This window comes from Microcoleus sp. A2-C3, from assembly GCF_036706065.1.
Taxonomy (GTDB): Bacteria; Cyanobacteriota; Cyanobacteriia; order Cyanobacteriales; family Microcoleaceae; genus Microcoleus.
Window position 1 is genome coordinate 18,470 of record NZ_JAUBVX010000030.1, and the last position, 25,663, is coordinate 44,132.

Annotated in this window: 25 protein-coding genes and 1 other RNA gene; 11 read left to right on the forward strand and 15 right to left on the reverse strand. The window is 46.8% G+C overall.

Annotated elements, in window-relative coordinates:
* Positions 1–18 precede the first annotated feature (18 nt).
* The 4 genes from QUB66_RS17450 to folB all read left to right on the forward strand — a co-directional run bounded on the left by QUB66_RS17450 (position 19) and on the right by folB (position 2,923).
* Entirely contained in the window at positions 19–483 is a 465-nt protein-coding gene (locus tag QUB66_RS17450) for a hypothetical protein (RefSeq protein WP_332968845.1), read from the forward strand.
* The gene (locus tag QUB66_RS17455) at positions 470–928 is read left to right on the forward strand and encodes a hypothetical protein (protein ID WP_332968846.1); all 459 of its coding nucleotides are present in this window, start codon (positions 470–472) and stop codon (positions 926–928) included. Before QUB66_RS17450 ends, QUB66_RS17455 begins: the two co-directional genes overlap by 14 nt.
* A gap of 119 nt (positions 929–1,047) precedes the next feature.
* Positions 1,048–2,415 (forward strand): serine/threonine-protein kinase, encoded by a 1,368-nt coding sequence (locus tag QUB66_RS17460; RefSeq protein ID WP_332968848.1) that lies wholly within the window; start codon positions 1,048–1,050, stop codon positions 2,413–2,415.
* Between the two features lie 142 nt (positions 2,416–2,557).
* Entirely contained in the window at positions 2,558–2,923 is a 366-nt protein-coding gene (gene folB / locus QUB66_RS17465) for a dihydroneopterin aldolase (protein ID WP_332968850.1), read from the forward strand.
* Between the two features lie 194 nt (positions 2,924–3,117).
* Here folB and nuoK read toward each other — a convergent pair whose 3' ends face one another.
* The 12 genes from nuoK to QUB66_RS17525 all read right to left on the reverse strand — a co-directional run bounded on the left by nuoK (position 3,118) and on the right by QUB66_RS17525 (position 14,681).
* On the reverse strand, positions 3,118–3,423 hold the full coding sequence (nuoK, locus tag QUB66_RS17470) for an NADH-quinone oxidoreductase subunit NuoK (protein ID WP_332968895.1): 306 nt from the start codon (positions 3,421–3,423) through the stop codon (positions 3,118–3,120).
* A 131-nt stretch (positions 3,424–3,554) separates the two neighbouring features.
* A complete protein-coding gene (locus QUB66_RS17475; protein ID WP_332968851.1) occupies positions 3,555–4,178 on the reverse strand; it encodes an NADH-quinone oxidoreductase subunit J in 624 nt (207 codons plus the stop codon).
* A 113-nt stretch (positions 4,179–4,291) separates the two neighbouring features.
* Entirely contained in the window at positions 4,292–4,867 is a 576-nt protein-coding gene (ndhI, locus tag QUB66_RS17480; RefSeq protein ID WP_332968852.1) for an NAD(P)H-quinone oxidoreductase subunit I, read from the reverse strand.
* Between the two features lie 103 nt (positions 4,868–4,970).
* A complete protein-coding gene (nuoH, locus tag QUB66_RS17485) occupies positions 4,971–6,089 on the reverse strand; it encodes an NADH-quinone oxidoreductase subunit NuoH (RefSeq protein WP_265239375.1) in 1,119 nt (372 codons plus the stop codon).
* A gap of 523 nt (positions 6,090–6,612) precedes the next feature.
* Positions 6,613–7,003, reverse strand: a transfer-messenger RNA (tmRNA) gene (gene ssrA, locus QUB66_RS17490).
* A gap of 168 nt (positions 7,004–7,171) precedes the next feature.
* Positions 7,172–8,959, reverse strand: coding sequence for a serine/threonine protein kinase (locus tag QUB66_RS17495; RefSeq protein ID WP_332968853.1), 1,788 nt, complete (start codon positions 8,957–8,959; stop codon positions 7,172–7,174).
* Positions 8,960–9,001: 42 nt separating this feature from the next.
* On the reverse strand, positions 9,002–9,235 hold the full coding sequence (locus tag QUB66_RS17500) for a type II toxin-antitoxin system Phd/YefM family antitoxin (RefSeq protein WP_332968854.1): 234 nt from the start codon (positions 9,233–9,235) through the stop codon (positions 9,002–9,004).
* A 122-nt stretch (positions 9,236–9,357) separates the two neighbouring features.
* Complete coding sequence (locus tag QUB66_RS17505) at positions 9,358–11,028, reverse strand: ATP-dependent nuclease (RefSeq protein ID WP_332968855.1); 1,671 nt, start codon at positions 11,026–11,028, stop codon at positions 9,358–9,360.
* Positions 11,029–11,070: 42 nt separating this feature from the next.
* Positions 11,071–11,523: an HNH endonuclease gene (locus QUB66_RS17510; RefSeq protein WP_332968856.1), complete on the reverse strand. Its 453-nt coding sequence runs from the start codon at positions 11,521–11,523 to the stop codon at positions 11,071–11,073.
* On the reverse strand, positions 11,510–11,752 hold the full coding sequence (locus QUB66_RS17515; protein ID WP_332968858.1) for a hypothetical protein: 243 nt from the start codon (positions 11,750–11,752) through the stop codon (positions 11,510–11,512). Before QUB66_RS17515 ends, QUB66_RS17510 begins: the two co-directional genes overlap by 14 nt.
* 103 nt (positions 11,753–11,855) lie before the next feature.
* Positions 11,856–13,877, reverse strand: a complete 2,022-nt coding sequence (locus QUB66_RS17520; RefSeq protein WP_332968859.1) for an ArnT family glycosyltransferase — start codon at positions 13,875–13,877, stop codon at positions 11,856–11,858.
* A gap of 234 nt (positions 13,878–14,111) precedes the next feature.
* Entirely contained in the window at positions 14,112–14,681 is a 570-nt protein-coding gene (locus tag QUB66_RS17525) for a hypothetical protein (RefSeq protein ID WP_332968861.1), read from the reverse strand.
* A 256-nt stretch (positions 14,682–14,937) separates the two neighbouring features.
* On the opposite strand from QUB66_RS17525, the gene QUB66_RS17530 reads away from it, so the two are divergent.
* Entirely contained in the window at positions 14,938–15,270 is a 333-nt protein-coding gene (locus QUB66_RS17530) for a DUF565 domain-containing protein (protein ID WP_265238910.1), read from the forward strand.
* 57 nt (positions 15,271–15,327) lie between these two features.
* Positions 15,328–16,497, forward strand: coding sequence for a glycerate kinase (locus QUB66_RS17535; protein ID WP_332968862.1), 1,170 nt, complete (start codon positions 15,328–15,330; stop codon positions 16,495–16,497).
* A 66-nt stretch (positions 16,498–16,563) separates the two neighbouring features.
* Here QUB66_RS17535 and QUB66_RS29775 read toward each other — a convergent pair whose 3' ends face one another.
* Positions 16,564–16,731 (reverse strand): zinc ribbon domain-containing protein, encoded by a 168-nt coding sequence (locus QUB66_RS29775; protein ID WP_332999782.1) that lies wholly within the window; start codon positions 16,729–16,731, stop codon positions 16,564–16,566.
* Positions 16,732–17,194: 463 nt separating this feature from the next.
* Between QUB66_RS29775 and QUB66_RS17540 the strand changes: the two genes are divergently transcribed.
* Together QUB66_RS17540 and QUB66_RS17545 are read left to right on the forward strand one after the other, a co-directional pair.
* Entirely contained in the window at positions 17,195–18,292 is a 1,098-nt protein-coding gene (locus tag QUB66_RS17540) for a sodium-dependent bicarbonate transport family permease (protein WP_265238912.1), read from the forward strand.
* A 141-nt stretch (positions 18,293–18,433) separates the two neighbouring features.
* The gene (locus QUB66_RS17545; RefSeq protein WP_265238913.1) at positions 18,434–18,766 is read left to right on the forward strand and encodes a P-II family nitrogen regulator; all 333 of its coding nucleotides are present in this window, start codon (positions 18,434–18,436) and stop codon (positions 18,764–18,766) included.
* A gap of 157 nt (positions 18,767–18,923) precedes the next feature.
* On the opposite strand, the gene QUB66_RS17550 is transcribed toward QUB66_RS17545, so the two are convergent.
* Positions 18,924–19,289 (reverse strand): hypothetical protein, encoded by a 366-nt coding sequence (locus QUB66_RS17550; protein ID WP_265238914.1) that lies wholly within the window; start codon positions 19,287–19,289, stop codon positions 18,924–18,926.
* A 319-nt stretch (positions 19,290–19,608) separates the two neighbouring features.
* Here QUB66_RS17550 and QUB66_RS17555 point away from each other — a divergent pair, with 319 nt between their 5' ends.
* The gene (locus QUB66_RS17555; protein WP_265238915.1) at positions 19,609–20,136 is read left to right on the forward strand and encodes an orange carotenoid protein N-terminal domain-containing protein; all 528 of its coding nucleotides are present in this window, start codon (positions 19,609–19,611) and stop codon (positions 20,134–20,136) included.
* Positions 20,137–20,436: 300 nt separating this feature from the next.
* On the opposite strand, the gene QUB66_RS17560 is transcribed toward QUB66_RS17555, so the two are convergent.
* Entirely contained in the window at positions 20,437–22,299 is a 1,863-nt protein-coding gene (locus QUB66_RS17560) for a sensor histidine kinase (RefSeq protein WP_265238916.1), read from the reverse strand.
* A gap of 398 nt (positions 22,300–22,697) precedes the next feature.
* Between QUB66_RS17560 and QUB66_RS17565 the strand changes: the two genes are divergently transcribed.
* Both QUB66_RS17565 and QUB66_RS17570 read left to right on the forward strand, forming a co-directional pair.
* Complete coding sequence (locus QUB66_RS17565; protein ID WP_265238917.1) at positions 22,698–23,417, forward strand: response regulator; 720 nt, start codon at positions 22,698–22,700, stop codon at positions 23,415–23,417.
* A 473-nt stretch (positions 23,418–23,890) separates the two neighbouring features.
* A complete protein-coding gene (locus QUB66_RS17570) occupies positions 23,891–25,543 on the forward strand; it encodes an alpha-amylase family glycosyl hydrolase (protein ID WP_332968865.1) in 1,653 nt (550 codons plus the stop codon).
* The last annotated feature ends 120 nt before the right edge of the window (positions 25,544–25,663 follow it).

Sequence of the window (25,663 nt, forward strand, 5' to 3'; positions counted from 1 at the left end):
CGCGCCCGGAGGCAAAAAATGTCCGCTGCAATTACCATTAACCCCTATGAAATTAGGCAAATATCCCAACCGGATACAGTAAGTCAGTCAAGGTTGCGATCGATCGCCCAAAACACAGAGGCTCTAGCAACAGCAGTAGAGAATAAGTGGGAAGATTTTTCGGATGGGGAGCGTGAGTTGCTTAAAGCTCTGATTTATGCCTCAATTATCAATCAAGATGGTAATCAAGGTTTTTTCGCTTCTCTGAGAACAAGGCTGTCACTAGCTTGGATGCTAATCCGTGGTGAAACTGATGTTCTGACTGACTACTTCAACGCCTTAATTCGTCTAAAAAATGCTGTACTTGGAGCCATCGAAAGAGATCACCCAGATTACGAGCAAACAATGGTTGAAGTTGTGCAGGAAGCTTTGGCAAAATCGGGCGATCGTCCTGCAATGACACCTGATGAGTTTTGTGAGTGGCTGAGCAGTGTTTCGGATTAATCCATCTGATAAATTTAAGCGTTCCTACAAAGAGCTTCTGAAGCGTCATTATAAGGGTGAGAAAGCTAAGAAAGTTTTTCAGGATTTTGTTGCACAAATCATCAAAAATTTAAGTAGCAATCCTTTTCTTCCTGATTCTTTCGCTGAAAAATTGCCCGGAAGTTTGAGCAAACCGGAAGAATGGGAATTCCGAAAGTATTACTTTGATATGCCAAATTTACAGGGTGCGGCGCGTCAGGGAAGACTTATGTACTTAGTCGATCGTACTCAAAGCGTAATTAAGCTTACATGGATATATACACACAGTGAGTTTCCCAAGCGTCCTCCTGACAAGAATTTAAAGCAATTGCTTGCAGAGCTTATGGAGTCACAGCAGCAACAGGAAGAAAATGTGTCAGAGTCAAATGATGATGATGATGAGTCTACATCATCAAACGATCGATAAAACTATTGAAGAGAGCATTGATATTGCAGGATCGATTGCCCTCACAGCCAAAAAAACTTAGCTACAATAAGCTATACCGTCCCCCGCGACTCCTCAACTCGAACAATTTACCGTTGTTTATGTCTAACTCATCCCTCCTCGCCCCTGGTTCCACCCTCGAAAAACGCTACCGCATCATCCGCGAATTGGGCCGCGGCGGCTTCGGGCGCACTTACCTCGCAGAAGATATCAATCGCTACGGCGAAAACTGCGTGCTCAAAGAATTTTCCCCGGTTGTTCAAAGCCCCAAAGCGGCCGAATTGTTCGATCGCGAAGCGAATATGCTTTACAACCTCCAACACCCGCAAATCCCCCGCTTTCGAGAACTTCTTCGCACCGATTTGGGCGGTAATCCATCTTTATTTTTAGTTCAAGACTACATCCCCGGCGAAACCTACGAACAAATACTTATATCTCGCCAACAGCAAGGTAACAATTTTACCGAAGCCGAAGTTACTCAACTGTTATTTCAAATTTTACCCGTTTTAGAATACATTCATTCCCGCAATTTAATTCACCGCGATGTTTCCCCCGACAACATCATCCAGCACACTGCTGATAAACTGCCATTTTTAATTGACTTCGGTTCAGTCAAGCAAATCGCAGCAACCGCCCTATTTCAGTTTAGGGGACAATCGGATACTGCGATCGGCAAACAAGGTTATTCGCCCGCCGAACAAATGCGACTGGGAAAAGTTACTCCCGCTAGCGATTTGTACGCTTTAGCTGTGACGGCTTTAGTGCTGCTAAGCGGCAAAAAGCCTCAGAAATTGTACGATATTCATAACAAAATTTGGGATTGGCGATCGCACGTCACAGTCAGTCCAAACCTCGCAACTGTGTTAGATAAGATGCTAGCAGAACCACCGGGCGATCGCTACCAGTCCGCAAAAGAAGTCCGCGAAGCACTCAAAGACCCAAAAATATCCCAAATTGGCAGCATCATCTCCCAAATGGTGACAATGAACTTTGTCGGCCGCCCTTTCAACCAAAGGACTCAAACAGCTACCAATAACAATCCTCCTGTTGTGCAAAACAATCAAGTTGTTAACAGCAATACCAGCAAATTTAAGTTAATTCCGTGGAAAACTCTAGGGAGTTTAAGTGTGGTTTTATTGCCGGGGATGCTAGCTTTTAGCATAGTAAAATCTGGTTTTACACTGCCAAAACTACCTGATATGCCTAAAATTCCAGAACTTCCCAAATTTCCAGATACATCTTTCGATGCAGAAGTAGCTAGACAAGAACAAATTGGTAAGCGCCGCAAAAATCTTAATATCGAGCCGGACATATTTTATCAGAAAGTGGATGAATTGTTTTACAATAAATATCCAGAATTACAAGGTCGTAGCTTGACAGACAAGCCCGAAGATACAGAAATTAGAAAGAAATGGTATCAAGTTGCTGAAGATTTTCTGGATAGGTCGGAGAAGGGAGAGCAGTTTTGATATTTAAGGTAGAATAAGAGTGATTGAACCGCAGAGAACGCAGAGAACGCAGAGAAATAGAGGACAGAGAAATAGAGGACAGAGAAATTTCTATGGTTCAATGTAAATTAGTATATGTAGTGCACTTTTAGTTTATTTCACAATGGATTCTATTCAACTTACAGGAATTCGCTGCTACGGCTACACGGGCTATTTACCTGAAGAGCAAGTATTGGGGCAGTGGTTTGAAGTGGATGTTACTCTCTGGGTAGATTTATCGCCAGCCGGCAAAAGCGATAATATTGAACAGACTCTCGATTACCGAAGTGCAATTTCTCTGATTCAACGGCTAGTCAAAGACTCGAAGTTTTTATTGATAGAAAGGCTGGCAGATACTATTGTTCAAGCGCTTTTAGAACTGCATTTAGTCGAAAAAGTTAAGCTCCAACTCTCAAAACCGGCGGCTCCGATTCCTGACTTTGGCGGCAGAATTACTCTGGAAATTACTAGAAGCAAAGACAGTAATTAACTGGTTGCGAGTATAGTGCGATCGTCCCCGCTCGCGTATTGTACGGAGGAGCGAGCGGGGACGCTCGCACTATAAATGCAAAACTGAGATGCTCCCTCCGAGTATGCGTTACCAGGCTCTTGCCTGGTAACGAATATAACTTGCCTAAGTGTTGACTAATGACTAATGACTACTGACTACTGACTAATTACTAATTACCACTTCAGCAAATTAAACTCTTCCATGTCTACGGTGTTGCGGTTGCGGTAAATCGCCAAGACGATCGCCAAACCGACGGCAGCCTCAGCAGCCGCTACCGTGAGTACAAACACCGTAAATACTTGGCCTTTAATCTGTACGGGGTCAAGATAGTTGGAAAAACCCATCAGGTTGAGATTGACTGCATTGAGCATCAACTCGATCGACATCAACACCCGCACTGCATTTCGGCTGGTAATTAAACCGTAAGTCCCAATGCAGAAAAGTGCCGCAGCTAATAACAGGAAATACTGGAGTTGCAGTTGCATAATTTTTTTGAGTTGCCTTCAGTTAAAATTACTAAAAAACAGACATATCGGACTTCTTGCATAAATCCATGAGGTGCTTGTGGCAAACCCTACGCAGAATTCTGTGCGCCACAAACACCATAGAATTACTTTGTTTCGGGTGAAGAAACATCACCTGCTGAAACTAATTCGCGCGGGCGTTCTGGCAAACTAAAAGCTGGTGTTTCCGATTGCTTCATGGACAGTTCATCCGCAAAGAAATCGCGGCGGGCTAAGACAATTGCTCCTACCATTGCCATCAACAAAAACAGTGAGGCTAATTCAAAAGGTAGCAAGTAGTCTGTGAAGAAGTGTTTGGCGATCGTTACAATTGAACTTTCAGCCGGTGCTCCTGTTATCGGCACGATCGCCCAAGGAGTAGACACTACCATCGTACCCAAAAGCGCAAACAAACCAGCACAAACCACTGCGGTTGCTACTTGACGTACCCAAGCGTTGGAAATTACGCGGAAGTCTTCTCGTTTGTTTACCAACATGATGGCGAACAAAATTAAGACGTTAACTGCGCCAACATAAATCAAGACTTGCGCTGCTGCGACAAAATCAGCATTCAGCAACAGGTACAAACCCGCAATGCTGGTAAATACGCCGCACAGCAAGAATGCTGAGTAAACGATGTTGGAGAATAGGACTACTCCTAATGCTCCTCCAATCATCATTACTGACAGGATGCCAAATGAAACAAGTTGAACCCCTTCGGCTAGATTCACAATTTTAAATCCTCAATCATTAGTTTTCTATTGTTGGTTTTCACTCATTAGTTAGCAGTCATTAATTATTGGTTGTTTCAATGACTGATGACTGCTGACTAATGACTAATTACTTACTTTTCGACAATTTCCTCTGGGCGGAGACCGGCGCGGCGATCGGTGTAGGAAACTTCATGAGGGTCGATCACACCTTTCGGCAAATAAGCGAATTCCCGCAGCGGTGTCACCATCGGATCATCTGTAACCTTGTAGGGCAAACGTCCGAGAGCCACGCTATCATAATTCAACTCGTGACGCTCGTAAGCGGCTAACTCGTATTCTTCTGTCATCGACAAACAATTAGTCGGACAATATTCTACGCAGTTGCCGCAGAAGATACACACCCCGAAATCGATACTGTAGTGCTTGAGTTGTTTCTTCTTAGTTTCTTTGTTAAATTCCCAATCCACCACAGGTAAATTGATCGGACACACCCTAACGCAGACTTCGCAGGAGATGCACTTGTCAAATTCAAAGTGAATTCTGCCCCGGAAACGTTCCGAAGGAATTAGTTTTTCGTAAGGATACTGCACCGTAATCGGCCGGCGTCTCATGTGGTCAAAAGTCACAGCTAGCCCTTGACCGATATACTTAGCAGCTTGAAGAGTTTCTTTGGCGTATTCGCCTACTTGATTGAGGAATTTTAGCATTGTGTTCTCTCTCTGTACTTGAGTTTTTGGTAATTGCTAATTGATAATAGGTAATTGGTTAACAGCTAATTTGTGTTAGCTATTGCCTTTTACCTATTATCAATTAACCGCCAAAAGCAAAGGGAAAGGCAAGCTTCAAAGCTGCGGTTAATAGCAAATTAACTAAAGCAACGGGAAGCAAAAACTTCCATCCCAAATTTAGCAATTGGTCGATCCGAACTCGCGGCAGAGTCCAGCGCAGCAGAATTGCCAGAAACAGGAAAAAGTAGGCTTTCAGCATGGTCATGGTAATGCCCAGCAAGCCGGTAATTACCTGCAACCAAGGAGTTGTCTCGCTCAATCCGAGGGCATTACTGATAACTCCGACGGGAATCGGGCATTCCCAGCCGCCGAGGTACAAAACTGCTACTAGCAGGCAAGAAAGGACGAGGTTAACGTAGGAAGCGATGTAGTACAGAGCAAATTTCATGCCTGTGTACTCAGTCTGATATCCTGCTACCAATTCTTCTTCTGCTTCGGGAAGGTCGAAGGGCAACCGTTCGCATTCTGCGAGGGCTGCGATCCAAAAAATGAGGAAACCGGCGGGTTGTCGCCAGACGTTCCAGCCGAGGATTCCGTAGCTGGCTTGTTGCTGTACGATGTCGATCGTACTGAGGCTATTGGACATCATCACAACTGCCAATACTGCCAAAGCTAGGGGAATTTCGTAGCTGAGGGATTGAGCGGCTGCTCTTAGTCCGCCGAGGAGGGCGTATTTGTTGTTAGAAGCATAGCCCGACATCAGCAAGCCGATCGGCTGAATGCTAGAAAGAGCAATCCACAGAAATATTGCTGTCCCCATGTCGGCGATGAGCATATGCTCTCCGAAGGGCACGATCAAGTACGACAGAAAAACTGGAATCACGACAATGACTGGGCCGAGCGTGAACAGCAGCGCGTCAGCTTTGGCCGGTACGATGTCTTCTTTGAATACCAACTTCAGCCCGTCAGCAACGGGTGCTAGGACTCCCAGAGGGCCGATAAATTCGGGGCCGATCCGCTGTTGAGCGGCGGCGGAAATTTTCCGTTCCAGCCAGACGCTAGTCAGTACCCCGAATACAGCACCGACAATCATCAGCAACATCGGCAGCGGTAGCCAAAGCACTTGGGCGATGTCGGCAGGTAAGCCCCAATTGATGAGGGCTTCTACGAAACTTCCTTGTAAGTCAATTCCTGGGTTCATGTTTCCAGCTTTTGAGCGATCGCCATATAATTTTTCACCAGTCCTTCGTAGGAGTAGGCTTAGAGAGCGGGGTCTTTGTAAAGATTTTTAATGCTTTACCGCCTAATAGTATATCGCCCCACAGCCTCGCAGAACGCACGGACGGGGTGAAGTTCTAATTATGTGATCCCGCAGCTTAGCTAATGGGTTGGTAACTGATGTGTTTTTAGAAGACCGAGCGGTTGAAACCGCGTCTATACAGACAAAACCCGCCTCCGCAGAAGACATGGCGGTTGAAACCGCGTCTATACAGACAAAACCCGCCTCCGCGGGTTGAAGACTGATTGGTTAAAATTACCTTTTTTTCTTCAGTCCGCGGAGGCGGACTTCGTTTGTGTAGATGCGGTTTCAACCGCCGTCTGATCTTTAGGTTGAATCAAGATTAAATGCCAAACAAAAGGGCTCACGAGTTAACTCGCGAGCCCTTTGAATTTTGTAAAGTGGCTTTCAAATGGCTTAAACCATTGATTTTACGTCACCTTTTTTATGGAACTGGGCAGAATCGAACTGCCGTCCAAAATGGGTATTAACTTTCCGATCGTTCACAGGTTTATCCCCTCTAATCCTTGGGGCGGGAACCATCTTTATCCCAAATGGGGGGATTTTCTAGTGATTGCTTTCCCGGCTAGACGACTAGAAACGTTTAGCTAGGGCATCCGTTGGGGGTTGTTATGCTGCCTTTAACGGAGTTAAGCGGCATACACTCTGAACCAAGCTAGAGAAGTTTTTAGGCTACAGCTACGGCTTTGCGAGCGAAAGGAACGATGTTGTTCGCATTTACTTTTTTGTTTGAGCCGATATTAACGAGAGTAGACTCCCTCTCGACCTGCATCACGGAGCAGCTTTCGCCACCCTGTCGAAACCATTACAGCCCCTCGTGTCCTCTTATCATAGCGAATATTTTGTGTAACGTCAATTGATTTTGGATTTTATGGAAGAAGGAAGGAGGAAGAAGGAAGAAGGAAGAAGGAAGAAGGAAGAAGGAAGAAGGAAGCTGTAAAGTTCGCACTGGGAACTCTACGAGGTTCTGCGTGTAGGAATGTTTAATGTAAATTTTCGTCCCAAACGCCGATGTAAATCCGATCGCGCTCATTGCGTTCGATCGTACCTTCGAGAGAACCCTTCCTAAAAGTAAATCGATTAGTCCGGCGCTGCTGCACGTCCCCCAAGCCTTGCAAAATATCCCGGTTAGCACCGCCCACCATCCCATTTAAGGCGGTTTTCACCACCAAATCGTCCACCGACGGGGCAAATGATCCCTCTGTTTGCACTAATTTGTCGGAATCGCGATCGTAGATGTAGCCGAGAGTAATCCGATTTGGCAATATTTCGTAAAGCGCGGTGCGAGTATTCGGCCAATAGCCGCGGGATTGAGAGTCTGTGGGATTTCCCAATGCAGTTACAATCTGACTTTCCGAGGTACCAACGGCAAACCCTGGGATGGCGGGAGTCTTCCGATCACTGGTTGCGGGTTGTTCGGGGCTGGGTGCGGATCGATCGGGCGGCAACTCCTTGTCAACAAGTTTTTCGGTTGGTTCTTGTGGCGGCGGTGTCTCAGCGCCTTCCCCTGCGGTTGTTGGCGCTGGGGCTGGTGTTGGCGAGAAAGGAGTTTCAGCAGGCGCGGGAGTTGTAGTTGGTGTTGGTGTTGGTGTTGGTGTTGGAGTTTCAGCAGCAGGTGGCGGAGTTTCTCGGCGAGTTGGTGTGGGAGTTGGTGTGGGAATTGGTGCGGGGGTCGATCGCGCGTCTGGATCTGCGGGGGCCGAAGTGCGATCGTCCTTCGCGGACGGTGCGGGTTCTGAAGACGGCCGGTTGAAGAAAACCCTAGCAATACCGACAAAACCTGCCACTAACAGGGAGATCGCCACCAACCCCAAAATCCACCAAATCTTGCGATTGCTGCCCCCAGAAGACACCACAGCAGGCGCTGTTCTCATATTTGCAGGCGACTGAGCGCCGTGTCCCGGCATCACCGCCACCGTCGGCCCGGTGTCCGACCCTGCACCCTGCCCGCGCAGCAGACCCAGCCACTCATCCACGCTAGCAGGGCGATTTTGAGCCTCTACCGTCATCCCCCGCATTACAGCTTGACTGACAGTCGTACTTAACTCCGGGCGCAAGTCGCGGGGTGAAGGCATCGGCTGGCTGGTACGCAGAATTGCAGCCACCGGCACCTGTGCTGTGAGTAAAGTGTAAAGCGTCGCCGCCAGCCCGTAAACATCTGTTGCGGGCGTATATTTTCCTTGGGCGAAATACTGTTCTGGTGGCGCGTAGCCGTCGGACACCATATTAGTGTGATTTTGGGTTGCACCTGCTGTAAACTCGCGGGAAATACCAAAATCTATCAGCACTACTTCCTGAGTACCTTGCCGCAGGAGGATGTTTTGCGGCTTGATATCTCGGTGTAGCAAGCCTTTTTGATGAACTGCTTTCAAAGCAGCGCCAATTTGAGTGATGTAGAGAATTGCGAGATTTTCTGGGAGGGGATTGTTTCCACCGACTACTTCTGCCAAATTCTGACCGGCAATGTAGTCCATTACCATGTATGGCTGTCCGTCTTCCACAAAAAAGTCGCTGACGCGCACTATATTCGGATGGACGCAGGATGCTAATCGCCTCGCTTCGTCTTGGAATTTGCGATCGAATTCGGCAAAATTTGGATCGCGCCGTAGAGATTCGTTGAGGGTTTTAATCACCACGGGCTGTCCTAAGTAGCGGTGATTTGCCCGGAAGGTAATCCCAAAGCCGCCCCGCCCTAGTTCTTTTTCTAGGGTGTATTTTCCACTTTGTAAACTTTTGCCGATTAGCGCATCCATAGGTTCAGGCGATCGCATACCAGAGAATATGGCTGATTATTGCACGTCTGGTTAGCCAAGTTACCAGTCTAAAGGGCGATCGCACTTTTCAATTGGTGTTGTCATTCCTTCCCGAATCGATTCCCGCATCCCCGGCACTGAAAGCAGATACAGTGTTTCCTGTACCGATGTCCAGTCAGATTCAGATAATACTGCATTGCTAGTCTGTCCTGCAATAACGATCGGTTGATGCGATTGACTCATGGGAGCGATCGACTGCTGCAATTGCTGCTGAGCTTCATTAATTGGTATCATAATCTTCCACTTTTCTAAATACGCTTTTTTCGATGATGTTGGCTGGCCGTAGACACTCCATTAATTATGAGCGATCGTTCTGTGTCTGAGTTATATTACTTTCAATGTAGGGCGGCAAAAAATTACAAAGGTATACCTTTTCTGGTCGGATTGGTAAACCATTTTTTAATTTCGGCAATAAATGACCACACGTCATCATTTGATGGCTTCAAATAATCCTGTGAGTCGGGATCTTCTCCCATTTTTTCAAAGACAGCGATTAACCAATTTGGCCCATGTCCAGTTGCACGAAGATGAAGCAGCCACGATTCTAGTTCTCCTCCCCGTACAGCAAAAAGTCCATATTCAGCAAGTCGGTCAAATAGATTATTGGCTGCTTCCTTGTCACCGTCATTGAGTACCTCTATTCCCCCATCACGTTTCATATTTTTTCCTGATTCATCAAGTTTTTGCTTGACAGCATTACGCAAATTCGCCAACGATTGATGTTCTAACTCTGGAACACAACTACTTTCTAAGAAATCAGACCATACTTTTCCTCCGTCTTTGAGAATGTCGATATCGACGATACCAACTGCTGGTATACCAAGTTCCCTTAAAGGTTTAATTATTGTCTTAATAGTTTGCTTATTTTGAGCATTAATAAATAAGCAGTTGCCAATACCCATATCTGGATGATACCGTAGTAGGCGTTCATTAATTTCTTGATAAAAAGCACGATCGGCATCGGACTCTGTAACTATAACAAATTCATAAAATAATCCGCTAATCACTCCTGTTGAGCGTAATAGAGGATTTCTCATCAATCGCAAAATGTCTTGGTTGGAAAGAACCCTCGCCGTAGGAATTCCTCCACGATAAGTCAATCTAACAATATTGACTGGCGCACCTGATTGTATGCAGCCCATCAGAAAGTTTGAGCTATGGGTCGATACAAAAATCCTTTTTTCCGATTCGGAGCTAGTAAGAGCAATCTCCTTCCCTAAATTAAATGCTAAAGAAGGATGCAAAAATGCTTCAGGTTCGTCAATTAGAAGAACAGCCGGATCGCCAGCGATAATTTCTGTGACTATTCCTGTAAAAGCTTTTACACCATCACTAGCTTTTTCAACAAGAGTTGCGTTAGAGTGAAACTGTACAGCCTCATCATGAATCCCACATTCTTCTGATGTTGTGATTGGAGGACGAGATGATAAACGGAGTCTTAAATGTCCTAAGTTAGTTGGATCGACAACAAAGTGCAATCCAAACGCATCATAAATAATCCGCCTGACTTTTTTTCTCTTATCCTCGTCTTTAAATAAAACCATAAAACTATTACAACCAGGTAATTGAAGATCGCCAGCAGGCTGCTGACTTACGAGATTAATACGATTTCTACCATCCAAAATCAACGTGTTAAACGCAAGGTAGAATCTGCAAAACAAATTGAGTTGATTTTTTGTATCCTGAAGTGCATTAAAAAGGGTCTGTTCATGTATTTGATTTCTGATTCCTCCCTTGCCAATAATAATATGATCTGGCATTAGCGGCTCAGTAGAATGAGGTCGTAGAGTAATTTTTTTGACCTTTTCTTTGGCCAGATCGTATGTAAATGAATCAAACTCGATTTCACTTAAAATGACATCCATTGAGTTTAGCTGACCGTTTGTGCATAGGTAATGGATCTCAGAAAGAACTTTACTCTTTCCAGAGTTGTTTGGCCCTACGAATACAGTTACAGGCGTAGTATCTATTTCTGCTGGGGGTTGGTTTGGTGCTTTGCCAAATTTTAGTTTTATAGTTTTGATCATTATGGTTTGATATGCTTTAGTTATCTCACAAAAATTGCTGTGTTAAGTTTGACACGGATCGCTGGGTGAAGGATGCAACCCAGTTTGTATCCAAAATCGCCTGGTTGCTCGAATAGAATCTTCCTCTGGATAGCGCATATCGTTCAGATCGAGACGGGTGCAAGTGGCTCGTCCTGTTGGCGTAACACCCTGAATTACTACTCCACTCTCTACCCATACAAAATGCTCAGCCCATTTTTGACGGCGAGGATTGAAAACAGGAACTATCTCTTGGGTTTCTGGATCGACCCCCGCCACAAAATTGTAACGTCGCTCATTGCAACGACGACAGGCTAAGGCAAGGTTGCTAATGTCATCGGAACCTTCTAAAGAGCGTGGGATAACATGATCTATGGTAAAGCGATTCGCACTTAGACGTTCTGGGGAATGACAGTATTCACATAAATAGCTCGCTCTTTCTCGAATCGCCTGTCTTGTAGGCTCACTGATTGACATCTTGAGCAACCATCATTGCGTTGATGTGGGTAAATATTCGATCTAATTCCCCAATTGTATCTAGTTCCGCTACCTCTTCTGCCATTAGTTGATCTGCCTTTTTCTTCTCTAACAATTGTTCCATTCGCTGTTGGAGCGATTCACTAAACTTGAACAAATTCCACCCATCGACTTTTTCAATGCAAATCTCATGGATTAACGAGGATGGCTTTTTAAGGATTGAAACCATTGTTGGCTCCTAGCTTCTAGTTTTAGGTAGTAAGTAGATTATACCTGAGATCCAACATCATACCTGGTCTGACGCTCGATCGCCAAAACCGCAGCACCCTACACTATTTCAAAAACGCCTTTCTCGGAACCCTAGCGAGTTGGTACGCGCCGCGACTGTCCAACAATTGATATTGATTTGGCTGCAATCCTAATTCCACAAATTTGTCTGGATATCCTAGCACCAAAATAGAGGGAAGAATTGGGTTTTTAGATTGCTGAATGTAGTCTAGAGCCTTATTGATAGCTCGGTAGTAAGTCACCGGCTCTTCGGTATAAAAAACCAGACTTGGTTTCCAGAAACCAACCATGAGCAACTCTTCCCCCGGCAGTTTTTGTTGAACAATAACCTGTGCTAACTGTCTCAGTGGTAACTGGCGGTTGAGATCGACCAAATTGTAGGCGGGAGTGAGACCAAAAATGATAAATGCTACTAAGCCGATGAAATTAGCAACCAAAATCCAGCGCTGTTTGCGCTTCCAGAGTAAAAGTGCGATCGCCCCAGCCGCCACTATCCAAATCGCACCGCCGACAATCAGCAATCCCGACTGATGAAGTGCTTGCGGAAAATTGGGCATTGCTGGATCGTCTCCCAGCCAGTGGTAGCAGTAGAAAGTTGCTCCGGCTATAATTAGTAAAAATACGACATTGAAAATGTATGTGACTAACAGCCCTCGCGGTAAATAATTCGGTTTTTTTTCTAACTTTCCAGGCCTGGTTTTGGGTTCGTTACCTGCAATAATATCGCTCCACAGCAGCGTTACCAAAATGGCAGCAGCGGGCAGTAATGGCAATACGTAACTGGGTAATTTGGTGACGGCGATCGTGAAAAAGCCAAAGATGCAGCCGAACCAAAATAGGGCAAATAAACTTAATTGAGCCGATCGCGGTTGACGACGCCAGTAACTGCGCTGCCAAAAACGGGTACGGGCGATCGCCACCGGCAAATAAATCGACCAAGGTGCAAAACCAAGCAGCACTACAAAAAAGTAAAAATACCAAGGCGCTGAGTGCTTGTTGACTACTTCAGTAAAACGCTGGAAATTGTGATAGCCGAAAAAGCTGTCAATATAAGTTTGACCGTTGGCTAAAATAACCAGAACGAACCAAGGCACGGCGATCGCCAGTACGATCAAGATTCCCGACACCGGACGCATTTCTCGCCAAAGTTGTCGAAAATTTCCCAAATACAGCCCGAAGCTGCCAATAATCAGCGCTGGTATGACAATTCCCACAGGCCCCTTAGCCAGAATTGCTAGGGCAATTAGTACGTAACAAGTCAGATACCACTTATTGGGAAATACCGATGCAGAAACTGTGGAAAATTCTGCTTTTTCTCTCTGTTCTTCTAAGGTGTAACCGAGGAAAAATGCCAGAAGTGCCGAACACATACAGGCCACTAATAGCATATCTGAAACGCCAGTCCGCCCCCAGGCAATAGTTTGGGGATTTAAAGCTATTAACGCCGCCCCAATCCAAGGAGTAGAAAGAAAGAGGGGGAGATGGGGAGAGGGGGAGAGGGGGGGAGTGGGAGATTGGGAGAGGGGGGGAGTGGGAGAGGGGGGGAAAGAGGGGGAGTGGGGGGGAGTGGGAGAGGGGGAAAATATTCCCTCGGACTTCTCCGTGACATCCGTGACATCCGTGACATCCGCTACAGAATCCGTTGCCGAACTTTCTTCTGTCTTCCATAAGGTATAGAATCCGAGGCAAGTAAGGGCGATCGCACACAAAGCCGACGGCAGACGTACAGCCCACTCGTTAACTCCCAGAGTGCGGTAAGCCACCGCCATCAGCCAATAAATCAACGGCGGCTTGTCAAACCTGGTTTCGCCGTTAAAATAAGGAGTGATCCAATCCCCTGTCACAGTCATTTGACGGGCGGCTTCGGCAAACAGCGGTTCGGTTTCGTCAACTAAGCCGATGTTGCCGAGATTCCACAAAAAAGCTACGAAGCCGATCGCGCCCAGCCACAACAGCGACAGTAACAAAGGTGCTAACGGGCGGTGCCTGCGATATTCTGACAAATTTTTAATAACTTCCTTCACCCAAACTTCCTGCGATTTTAGATTTAAAATTTTAGCTCGCATAGAAGTCTACCGAAAAATTGCCTGATCGAAACTCGAAACTCGATCGAATCCGGTTCAACTCAAATCTGCCACCATTCTCAACAAGACCTCAGAAACCGGGTTTTTCCACCAAAATCTCCACCCGCAACTCACCAAATCCACCTAATCAAATGTAAAATACGGATCGCTAAAAAGCTTGCTCTGTATGTCTTCCTTCTTCCTTCTTCTTTCTTCCTTCTTCCTTCCTTCTAGCCTTCAAGGCTGCAAAATTAATTGCCATTCCCCGGCTGTGGCGTTCCAAGCGGGCGAGGCTGTCTCCCCGGCGACGTAAGGCCCCCAATAGCGGCGAGAACCATCCTGAGCAAAAACCACCAGAATGTCTCCCTGTTTGATTTGTAACTTGCCCTCCGGCAGCGATAGCATCAGTCCCTTGCCACCGCCTTCTCCCGGTGCAAAATCCCAGTGCGCCGGTTTGCCGTAGGATTTCTCAGCTTGCCGTTTCGACAGCAGGGCCACTCGCACCGGGCGATCGCTGCGGTTGCTGACGCGCAAACTGCCGATCGCTTTGCCATTGACAGGAATTGAGGAATTACTTTCCTCCACAGGTTCCGGGGGTAACTCCGGTTTCGGCTGACTGTCGGTGTCTACCGAAGCTGTCTCGACTCTCGAAACCGGGGGTGTTGGGGGGAGTGCGGTGGCTGCCGAGGGCAACTCTATCGGTCGATTTGAGCCGTTGGAGAGCGTGATTTCAAAACGTCCGAGAAACATTCCTGTAATGAGGACGATCGCCACTCCAACTAATATCTGGTAAATTTTAAGTTTCATAAATTTTCAGCTTAAAGGAAAGACTGCACACCCCCAATTAGTCATAACGATCTTGAATGTAGAACCTGGGACTACTGTGCCACAAGATACAGTTACACTTAATTACTTGACGGTTCGGGGCTATCAGCTCCCGATCGCTCAATACCATCTTAAATGTTAAATTTTAAATTTTAGATGGGGGCCGACACACCCGGTAAACATTTGGAGTCGCTCTCGACCCGCATTTTTTCACTCATCAGTATAAATTTTAACTACTATGCAGAATACCCGAATTAACAGATTGCTTGACGTTCTGGGCGAGCAATTCGCACGCTGGGCCAGCAATCCTTGGCGGCGGATTTCGCTTTTGGTCATTAGCTTGCTGTTCGGCACTTTTTTGGGAACCGCTCTTTCGACGATCGCCGGACAATCCGCTGATTGGGATATTATCGCCGCAGCGCTGTTGGTATTGTGGACGGAATTGGTGAGCCTGCTGCTTTATCGTTGGCAGCGGCCAGGAACCCGTTATTTATGGCTGGAAATGCTCCAAGCTCTGAAAATAGGTGTTACTTATAATTTATTTGTAGAGGCTTTTAAGCTTGGCTCTTAACAAGTGTTGACTTGTAGGGGCCTTGCTTTCGAGTGTGCGCCCGATATTTTTAAACAGATGGATCGATCGAACTTAAATCCTGTAGAAATTTTAGAAGCATGGATAGCTGGCGATCGCCCGCTCAGGAAGATTAGCGCCGATGAGTTAGAATTGCTAGCAATTTGGGAACTTGCGGATGATGTGCGCTCCTCTTCGAGGGCTTCGCGATCGCGCGCTTTTAGCATTACCCCTGACAATGTAGCCGATGTTGTCCGCCACAAAACAGATTTATTCTTGTCTCTGCTTGACGAACCGCATACTTTCCCGCAAAAGTCAACTGTTTTTCTCGAAACTTTGTGGAATCTTTGGCTGCCACTGGCGATGCAATTATCGACTGAAAAACAAAGTTTAAAGCGTCCTCTAATTCAAGGAATTTTAGGAGGACAAGGAACGGGGAAAACGACTTTATGTCAAGTTTTGATGCTGATTTTGGGGAAAATGGGATATTCTACGGTCAGCATTTCTTTAGATGACCTTTACAAGACTTATGCCGATCGCCAAAAACTCCAAAAAGCAGACCCGCGTTTAATTTGGCGCGGCCCTCCCGGAACTCACGATATTGACTGGGGAATCTCCGTTTTAGACAAGTTGCGCGGTTCAAAAACTAGCGAATTAGCCGCAGTTGACAATCTAAAATCTGATGTCCTGAAAACAGATATAATTAAAAATATAGAAATTCCCCGGTTTGACAAATCTGCCTACGGAGGTGCGGGAGATCGAAGTCAACCAGAAATTATTTGCGGTGCGGATATTGTACTGTTTGAAGGTTGGTTTGTCGGCGTGAATCCAGTAGCTGATGCCAGATTAAACGAGTTTTTGGCGGCTGCGCCATTTCCGATTTCCACAGAATGCGACTGTCAGTTTGCGCGCGATATGAATGTGAAGCTGCACGACTATTTGCCGCTGTGGAACCGATTAGATCGGTTGATAGTTTTGTATCCCCAAGATTATCGCCTTTCTCAAGTATGGCGCAATCAGGCGGAACGGGAAATGATCGCGCAGGGGAAGTCGGGAATGTCTGAGTCCGAAATTAATCGGTTTGTTGAATATTTCTGGAAAGCGCTGCATCCTGAGTTATTTATCAAATCGACGGTTGAGGGCGATCGGGTGGATTTAGTAGTGGAAATTTTGGGCGATCGCACTGTGAGCAAGATTTGTGGGGCGATCGACTTAAAATCAAGCAATTAGCCACACTTAAAACTGCATAGATTTGATAGACTCCCCGCCCGATTATGTGCGGGGATTCTTGACACTTCATTGGGACGCGCTACCAGTAGTCTTACCTTCCCTCCATGTCCGTTTATCGTCGTGGCGATATCCCATCCCGACTTTTTCTATATTTTCAGATGCGTTTGTATCTCTGTCGTGGTGCGTTCCGCAATTGAGGCAAATCAACTTTCGATTGAAAGATTGTTGAAACACACAATAAAAGACCTAAAATGGGGAAATTATTCGAGTTTATATCAACTAAAAAAACAGGTAAATATAATTATCAAATCTCTCACGAATGAAGAAGTTTTATCTCTCTGTGGTTGCGACTATATCCTTGAAGCTATATAAATGCAACTTCATAGTAAATTGGTATGAGTGGGTATCCGAAAATGCTTTACCAGATACATCGCTGGGATTTTACGCACCAAATTGCTGGTAAAATATGTTGACAACAAGTTATTGCAAATCAATCATCACTGATTAGCGCGATCGTCGTTTGCGATCGCCGGAGCGAAACCTGATCTTCCAGTACACGATGCACCGGGATGCAGATGTAATGGAGTGGCGGGTTGACTCTCTGCTCACCCGGATGGGTGGAGCCAGTCACCAAGGATTCGAGGACAGGCTTGTCTGCCGTTTTGACCCCTAAGTTCTGATTGAGGAGAATTACAAAGTGGATTTCTTGTCCGATTTTTTTGTGAGCTTCATAGCGCAGTTACAGTCCCCGACACTCGGCTTTCTGATTGGTGGTATGATCGTTGCCTCCCTCGGTAGCCAACTGGCAATTCCAGATCCGGTCTATCAGTTCATCGTCTTCATGCTGCTCATGAAAGTCGGCTTGACCGGTGGCCAGGCGATCCGCAACTCCAATCCTACGGAAATACTGTTGCCCGCGCTGTTCGCCGTGCTCATAGGCATCATGATCGTGTTCATCGGGCGCTACACGTTGGCAAAACTGCCGAACGTCAAAGTCGTGGATGCCCTGGCAACTGCGGGCTTGTTCGGTGCCGTGAGTGGCTCTACCCTCGCCGCCGCCCTGACGCTACTGGAAGAGCAAAACATCCCATACGAGCCCTGGGCCGCTGCACTCTATCCCTTCATGGACATCCCAGCCCTCGTGACTGCGATCGTCTTGGCCAGCATTTATACCAAAAAGCAGCAGGCTGAGGTCAAAAAGCAGCGCGCGATCGCAGGTGATTATCCCAGCGAGCAGCCCAGCACCGCAAGGGAGTATCGCAGCCAGCAGCACGGCAGCGAAGGCGATCGGGTCCATATCTGGCCGATCGTCAAGGAAAGCCTCCAGGGTTCTGCCCTAACGGCACTGCTCCTCGGCCTCGCACTCGGCCTGCTAACCAAGCCGGAAAGTGTCTATAAAACCTTCTACGATCCACTCTTCCGTGGATTTCTTTCGGTACTGATGCTGATCATGGGTATGGAAGCCGCCGCAAGGTTTGCCGAGCTGCGTAAGGTGGCTCAGTGGTACGCAGTGTATGCCTTTATAGCACCGCTGCTGCATGGGCTCATGGCCTTCGGTTTCGGCTGGATTGCCCACGTCACAACGGGATTCAGTTGGGGTGGTGTCGTGATTCTGGCCGTCATCGCCGCCTCGAGTTCAGACATCTCAGGGCCGCCCACTTTACGAGCCGGTATTCCGTCGGCCAATCCCTCCGCCTACATCGGCGCGTCCACAGCCGTCGGCACTCCAGTGGCGATCGCCTTGGGAATACCGATCTTCATCCAGCTCGCCAAGGCGCTGGCGGGGGGCGGCTGATTCCAGACTGGTCGCCGTTTCCCGGTGCTCCCCTGGCCCGGCGACTAACGCGGCAGCTAAATCAGCGCGATCGCGCGATGCCGCCATTTTCCTGAGTTTCTATAATAGTTCAATGAATACACACATCAAGAGGTAACCCACATGGCTAAGCCAGCGAGCAAGCTCGTCATTGTCACAGAAAAGTTGCTGCTCAAAAAGATCGCCAAGATCATCGAGGAAGCCGGGGCGACCGGTTATACGGCGGTGGACGCTGGCGGTCAAGGCAGTCGCAACGTACGCTCGTCGGGACACCCCTCTGTTTCCGACACCTTCTTGAATGTAAAGATCGAGGTGCTCACCGAAAGTCGGGATATGGCCATGAAGATTTCGGATGAGGTCGCAGCGAAGTTTTTCGACGATTATTCGGGCATCGCCTATATCTGTGAGGCGGAGGTACTGAGCGCGCACAAGTTCTGTGGGCCAGACGGCTGTTGAATCGAGACGACGCAGACCTTAACACGAGTATACGAAGGCAATACCATCACCTTCGTATACTGGTTGCGTAATAGCGCGCTTGCATGGTTAGCACCGTGGCACCATACCATCGATCGGTCAAGAGGAGCTTCTGTGTCAAGTATTGAGAATTTCTCAATTAACTTCCGGGAGTACCAAGATCGATCGCCTTTTGCACCAAATCGTCGGTAACATTGCCCGGTGCACCTGCGGGGTTAATTTCCTTAGCCATCGAACGAAAATCAGCGGAATTACCGCTTGTATCTGCTGGCTTTGCGATATCTTTAGGAGCGGGAATAGGAAATTTAGGTGCAGTTGCAGCGGCGGCAGCTTGAGCGCCGGCACCCGCGCGATCGATATCGCTAACGCTGAATTCTTTTGAAGCTTCGTAGTCGGCGGATACATCAACCGTCGGCAACTTTTGTTCTCCAGCTTCCACGCTTTCAGTTATCTGCTGAGCGTCAAATGTTTGAGAGTTATTTGTTTCTTTACTGACTTCAGACATATCAGACTCCTTGCTAGTTTTATTTAAGAATTCAATTTCTCCATAATAATTTAATTGCGTAAGTTTTTCATCTATCTACAGATGTATCGGTAGCTTCTATCTTAAGGATGACTTTTTACCTGGAGTGGCTAAACATTACGCCCGTATAAAAAACTAATCCAACCGCAAGCCCGTACCCCAAACCCTTATAAAATCAGTCATTCCCAATCAAAAATCAAAAATCAAAAATCAAAAATCACATTACCTCTAGGGGATGGTGACTTGTACTTACAAATCTTGATATTTATATATTCTGGAAGCATTTTTAAGGAACTTATTTATGAACTCACCCGCCGAAACCAATTCTCACTCTCTCTCCAACGACACTCAAAAGATGGTTCAGAAAATCAACGGGTTGGGTACAGATGAAAAACTGGCGCTGCTCTACTTTATTTATGAAGAAATGGGAGATTCAATTACACCAGCAGCTCCCGCAGCCGCCGAACCAGAATTAGCTCCCGTGCTGCTAGGTGATTTTTACAACCTTTCTGATGATGAACAACTTAATATAATGCGAGCTATTGTCAACCGCGATGACACGCCTTATTCTCGCGCTTACGGAGCTTTAACTGCTAACAATCAGTTGGTAGTTTGGTATGCTTGGGCTATTGGTATGGGGGAAAAAATTGTCGATATCCCCGAAGGATATAAGGCAACTGAGGCTGTGAATGGCGTGTTGGGTCAAATTGAAGGTCTTGATTTTGAACAACAAATTTCGGTGCTGCGCGATGTAGCTAATAATATGGGCTACACCGATGTTAAACCAATTGCTACTCAGGCACAAGTAGGGAAAACTTCTAGTCTTTAGATAAGACTCGGCGGTTGAAACTGCTAAGCCAGTCAAACGAAGATCGGAGTCGATGGAGTGAAGAACAAAGGAGGCATTAAAGCCGGATTTGGTGTAATTAGCGGACATAAATAAACTTCCGAATTATCCGCAGGTTTGTATACCAAATATCGGTTTTAATACTTGTTTTTTTTAGTTCATGAGTATACTATGTCATTGCGATCTCTTAGCGAAGTAATCCCAGATTCGGCGATTGCTTCGCTAAGAGATCGCAATAACAATTAGAGATATCTCGATGTGAGTGAAGTACAATGTTTGCCGTCAGGAAGTGAGTTTTTTGGGGTTAACTGTTCGCGGGATTTCGATCGCAAATGTCGAACCTTTTTTTGGTTGACTTTCAGCCGTAATTGTGCCGTTCATCATCTCGACTAAATAGGTGCTAATCGCTAGTCCTAAACCCGTGCCAGGATATTTGCGGGTTGTGGTTTGGTCGGCTTGGCGGAATTTGTCGAAAATGTGGGGCAGATCGGTTTTACTGATGCCGATTCCTGTATCCCGAACGGTAATAATTAGCCGATCGCACTTTAACTCCCGCACCTCAATAGAAATGCAGCCCTGATGCGTGAATTTAACCGCGTTGGAAATCAGATTGACCAAAACTTGCCGCAGGCGCAACTTGTCATTAACGATAACCTGATGCTGCAAGCACACGCTGACGGACATTGCCACATTCTTGTCCTTGGCTTGATTTTCAAATTCCAGGGCAGCATCCATTACTAAATGCGCTAAATCAAATTTTGCAATTTGTAATTTTGTGCGACCACTCTCGATTTTGGACAGATCGAGGATATCGTCGATCAGCACGAGCAGGTTTTTGCCGTTATTTAAAATTCGCCCCACCATTTCTGTTTGCTGGGCACTCAGCAGTTGTTTGTGCTGGCGCAGTAGCAATTGCGAAAACCCGATAATCGCATTCATCGGAGTTAGCAATTCGTGGGACATGGTAGCCAAAAATTGCGATTTTAACTTGGCTGCTTCTAGCAGTTGCAATTTTTGCTGTTGAATGCGCCGGCCTTGATTTTCGAGTTCTTCCTGCTGGCGAATTAGCAGCTCGTTTTGCAACTCTAAAAGCTGTTCCTGTTTTTTTAATTTTTCGATCACCCGCGCGCTGTTAATCGCGATCGCAGCTTGTTTACCCATCACCACCAGCAGTTGCACAGATCCGTCAATGGCCGTGCTGTCTTTCCCGTTACCGATCGCCAGCACGCCCAAACGCCCGGTGTCCCCCGACTCGATCGCCGCAGCACAGGTGGCCGCCGGCACTCCTGAGCCGGACTCTGAGCGCCACAGTTGCGACTCTCCCGTCGCAAACGCCCTCAACAACAGCTTGTCTGGCACGTGCGGGGTTTTGCCTTTCTCAAAGTTTTCCCTGCCCCCCACAGCGCTGAGTTTGAGGCCGCTGCAATCGCACTCCGGGAGCGCAACCAGGCAAAATTCAGCTCCGGCGATCGCCTCCACAGTCGCGTCCGCGATCGCTTGCAACAATTCGCACAAGTTACCAGCGCGCTGGCTCAACTGATTTGTAAATCGCTCGATCGCCTGCAACTCCTGCTCAGTATCCATTACCGTCCTAGCTTCGCACAATTTTTCGGCTTGCAAGTTAGCTTCCGGGCGCGCCAAGGAGCGCAAAAATTCTGGGTCTGGTTCGGGCCCGGCTTGAGTTTGTTCGATCGCGTCCATATCTGTGTAGGTTCCCACCCACTCTAAAACATCATGACTGTCTGGGTTGGCGGGCGCTCCTCTGGCGAGATGCCAGCGGTAAGTCCCGCAGCGCGCCCGGAGACGAACTTCTATTTCGTAACTTTGCGGCGGGCCAGCATCCGTGCGCGATCGCGCCAACAGACGAGGGCGGTCTTCTGGGTGGACGCGCGCCAGATAGCCGAAACCCAAAGCTGCTGCGACTGGTACTCCCGTGTACTCCTCCCAGCGCTGTCCTAAATAAGTCGCCCAGCCGCTGGCATTTACTTTCCAAACTATGTGAGGAATTGCCGACCACAGGCGATCGTTCTGAGTTTCGCGATCGCCAACTGGCTGTTGGGGGGAGGTTATTTCTGATGCCTTGTATCGTATTTCGGCGTCGGAAAAGTCCGAGCGAAAATAGTTATTGGCGTGATAGTGAGTCATAACTGTTTTTTATCAATAAGCATTCAACTTGAGCCCTAACACCGGTTAAAGACTCGTGCTGCTAGCTTTATTTATTTTGACTGCCAAAGTGCATCAAAAGTTTTTATACTTTAAATCTATCTGGGTAGTGGTATCTTTACCTCTATCAACGGGCGGACAATGGGATAATTCATGTAAACTGTTATAACATTGAGAGCTTACCAGTCGCGATCGGGCTTTCCAGACGTTCTCTGCAAAATAACTTGAAAATTAACTTGCAATCTTGGCGACTGCATGAGTATGCTTGAAAAAGATGTGCGGCCTGTCAAACCCTAAATCAGGACACATTCTCAAATTTACTCAGTTTAGCTGAGTCAGTTGACGATATTTTAAAAGTTTAGCGGGCTATTGGAAGAAAGATGACTAAAATTCGCGTTGCTTTGATTGAAGACCACGACCTGACAAGAGTCGGCATCCGCACAGCTTTACAACAGCGTGACACTATAGAAGTTGTCGGCGATGCAGCCAACGCTACCGACGGATTGAAACTGCTTCAGTCTTCAAAACCTGACGTGGCAATTGTAGACATTGGCTTGCCAGATTTTGACGGCATTGAACTGACACAAAAGTTCAAAAAATCTATAGCGGACACAGATCCTGATACCAAAGTTTTGATTCTAACTTTTCAGGACAACGAAGAAGAAGTTCTGGCAGCTTTTGCCGCCGGAGCCGACTCTTACTGCATGAAAGATATCAGCTTCGATCAGTTATTAGATGTAGTAAGAGTAACTCACGAAGGTAACTCTTGGATCGATCCGGCGATCGCCCGCATCGTCCTAAAACAAGCTCGCACTAAAGAATCTGCTCCAGAAGAACCCAAGCCTGAGGGCAAAAGAGTCACAATTAAGGCTGCCGAACCGGAGTTCAGTCACATCATTGAAACTTACCCTTTAACCGAGCGGGAGTTAGAAGTGTTGGAACTAATTGTGCAGGGTTACAGCAATGCTGCGATCGCCGAAAAGTTGTACATTACTGTCGGTACAGTCAAAACTCACGTCCGCAATATTTTAAACAAGTTGTGCGCTGACGATCGCACTCAGGCGGCCGTTCTCGCCCTCCGTTCTGGCTTGGTTGGATGAAGCCGTTATCATAAGGTAAAAAGTAGTTAAAATAGGGTGCGCGTTGCGCGCCTTACGCAGCTTCTGTAAGGTGCGCCACCCGCACCTTACTGCCAAAAATCTAGGCTGCAATCTCACCATCGTCAGCCCGATAATTTTAAGTATTAAAAAGCTATATTTAAGTCCGCATCTATCCCGGTGCAGATATTAAAATTACTTTTTTTTTCACTAAATATACCTTAAGATAGATGCGAAGTAATAATAGGGATACTAATACTTAATGTTGAGAGAGAGCAAATAAGATCGATGGCGATCGCACTACCAATACTGGCGCGATTTCACTTCACAAAATGCAGCGGTCAGGGCAAAAAACCATACTTTTAGGAATAGTTAAGCACTTACAGAAATTCTATCCGCAGAGTGATGCCTGAGGTCGCTTAAATTTGCGAAATTAAAAGTATCAACTCTTACTGAAATATTTTAAAAGAGGTATTATGGCCCCTCCAATTGAATTCAAGTTATTTGCTCCCTACAACAAAGGAGCTGCCTTGATGGGGTGTTTTTCTAATTGGGAAGAAATCCCGATGGAAAAGGATGAAAAAGGTAATTTCCGCACCAAAGTAGATTTGGAGGATGGCGTTTATCAATACAAATTCCGCGTGCAGTCGAAAAGCTGGTTTCTGGAAGCAGATCAGTGGGTAGATGTGGTAGATCCCTACGCGACTGACATTGACGATGCGAGTCAAAACGCCGTTGTTAGGATCAAAGATGGCGATCGCATCATCGATACCTACGTCTGGAAACACGACGACAAACCCCTCCCTGCCGATCGCGAATTAGTCATATACGAAATGCACGTTGCCGACTTTTCCGGCGGCGAAGCAGATCCCCTCGCCCGCGGCAAGTACAAGCACGTAGTCGAAAAACTCGATTACTTAGTGGATCTCGGCATCAACGCGATCGAACTAATGCCCCTCAAAGAATACCCTGGTGACTACAGTTGGGGCTATAACCCGCGCTACTTCTTCGCAGCAGAGTCCAGCTACGGCACCACAGAAGAACTCAAAAACCTGATCGACGAGTGTCACGGGCGCGGGATTCGCGTCATCATCGACGGGATTTACAACCACTCCGAATCATCCAGCCCCCTCACCCAAATCGATCACGATTATTGGTACCACCACGCCCCCCGCGATCCAGACAACAATTGGGGCCCGGAATTCAACTACGAATTTTACGACGAAAAGCTAGGAACTTACCCAGCGCGCAAATTTGCCGGCGATGCAGTCCGCTATTGGGTTCAAGAATACCATCTCGACGGCATTCGTTTCGACGCAGCGCGACAAATGGCCAACTACGATTTTATGCACTGGATCGTTCAAGAAGCCAAAAATGTCGCCGGTCCAAAACCGTTTTACACCATTGCCGAATACATTCCCGAAGATCCTAGCATCACCAATGTAGATGGGCCGATGGACGGCTGCTGGCACGACAGTTTTTATCACTCCATAATTCCACAACTCTGCGGGGAAAATTTTGATTTAGAACGGCTCAAAGAGGTGATCGACTGCAAGCGGCAAGGTTTCTTAGGTGCTACGAATGTAATCAATTATTTGAGCAATCACGACCACGATCGCGTGTTCTCAGAATTGGGAGAGCACGGAATTTTGGATGAAGCAGCATTCAAGCGGGCGAAGTTGGGAGTAGCACTGTTAATGACAGCAGTTGGCGTGCCGTTGATTTGGATGGGCGAAGAATTTGGCGAATACAAAGCCAAAACGATCGAGCAATCTAAAATTGACTGGACGCTGCTAGGAAATGACATGAATAAAGGTTTGTGGGAATACTACAAAGGCTTGATTCACCTACGCAAAAATAACCAAGCACTTTACACAGAAAACATCGAATTTTTCCACGAAGATCCAGAGGCGAAAGTGTTTGCTTACACTCGCTGGAACGATGAAGGTTCGAGAGTTGTGGTCGTGGCGAATATGTCAGAAAATTATCTGGCAGGTTACAACGTTCCTCACTTCCCGGCCAACGGAAATTGGCACGAATGGACGGGAAATTATGATGTTGAATCGGGCGATGACAATATTATGATTGACTTGCCGGAATACGAAGCAAAAGTCTTTGTGTGGCAGTAACCTGTCCCTTCTAACAACAATCAAATAGGTTTGTAGTGATGACTTTAGTCCTTCTTTTTGAGGACTAAAGTCATCACTACAAACCTTATTAGACTTGCATTGCATTCCTTCGGTGTTCCA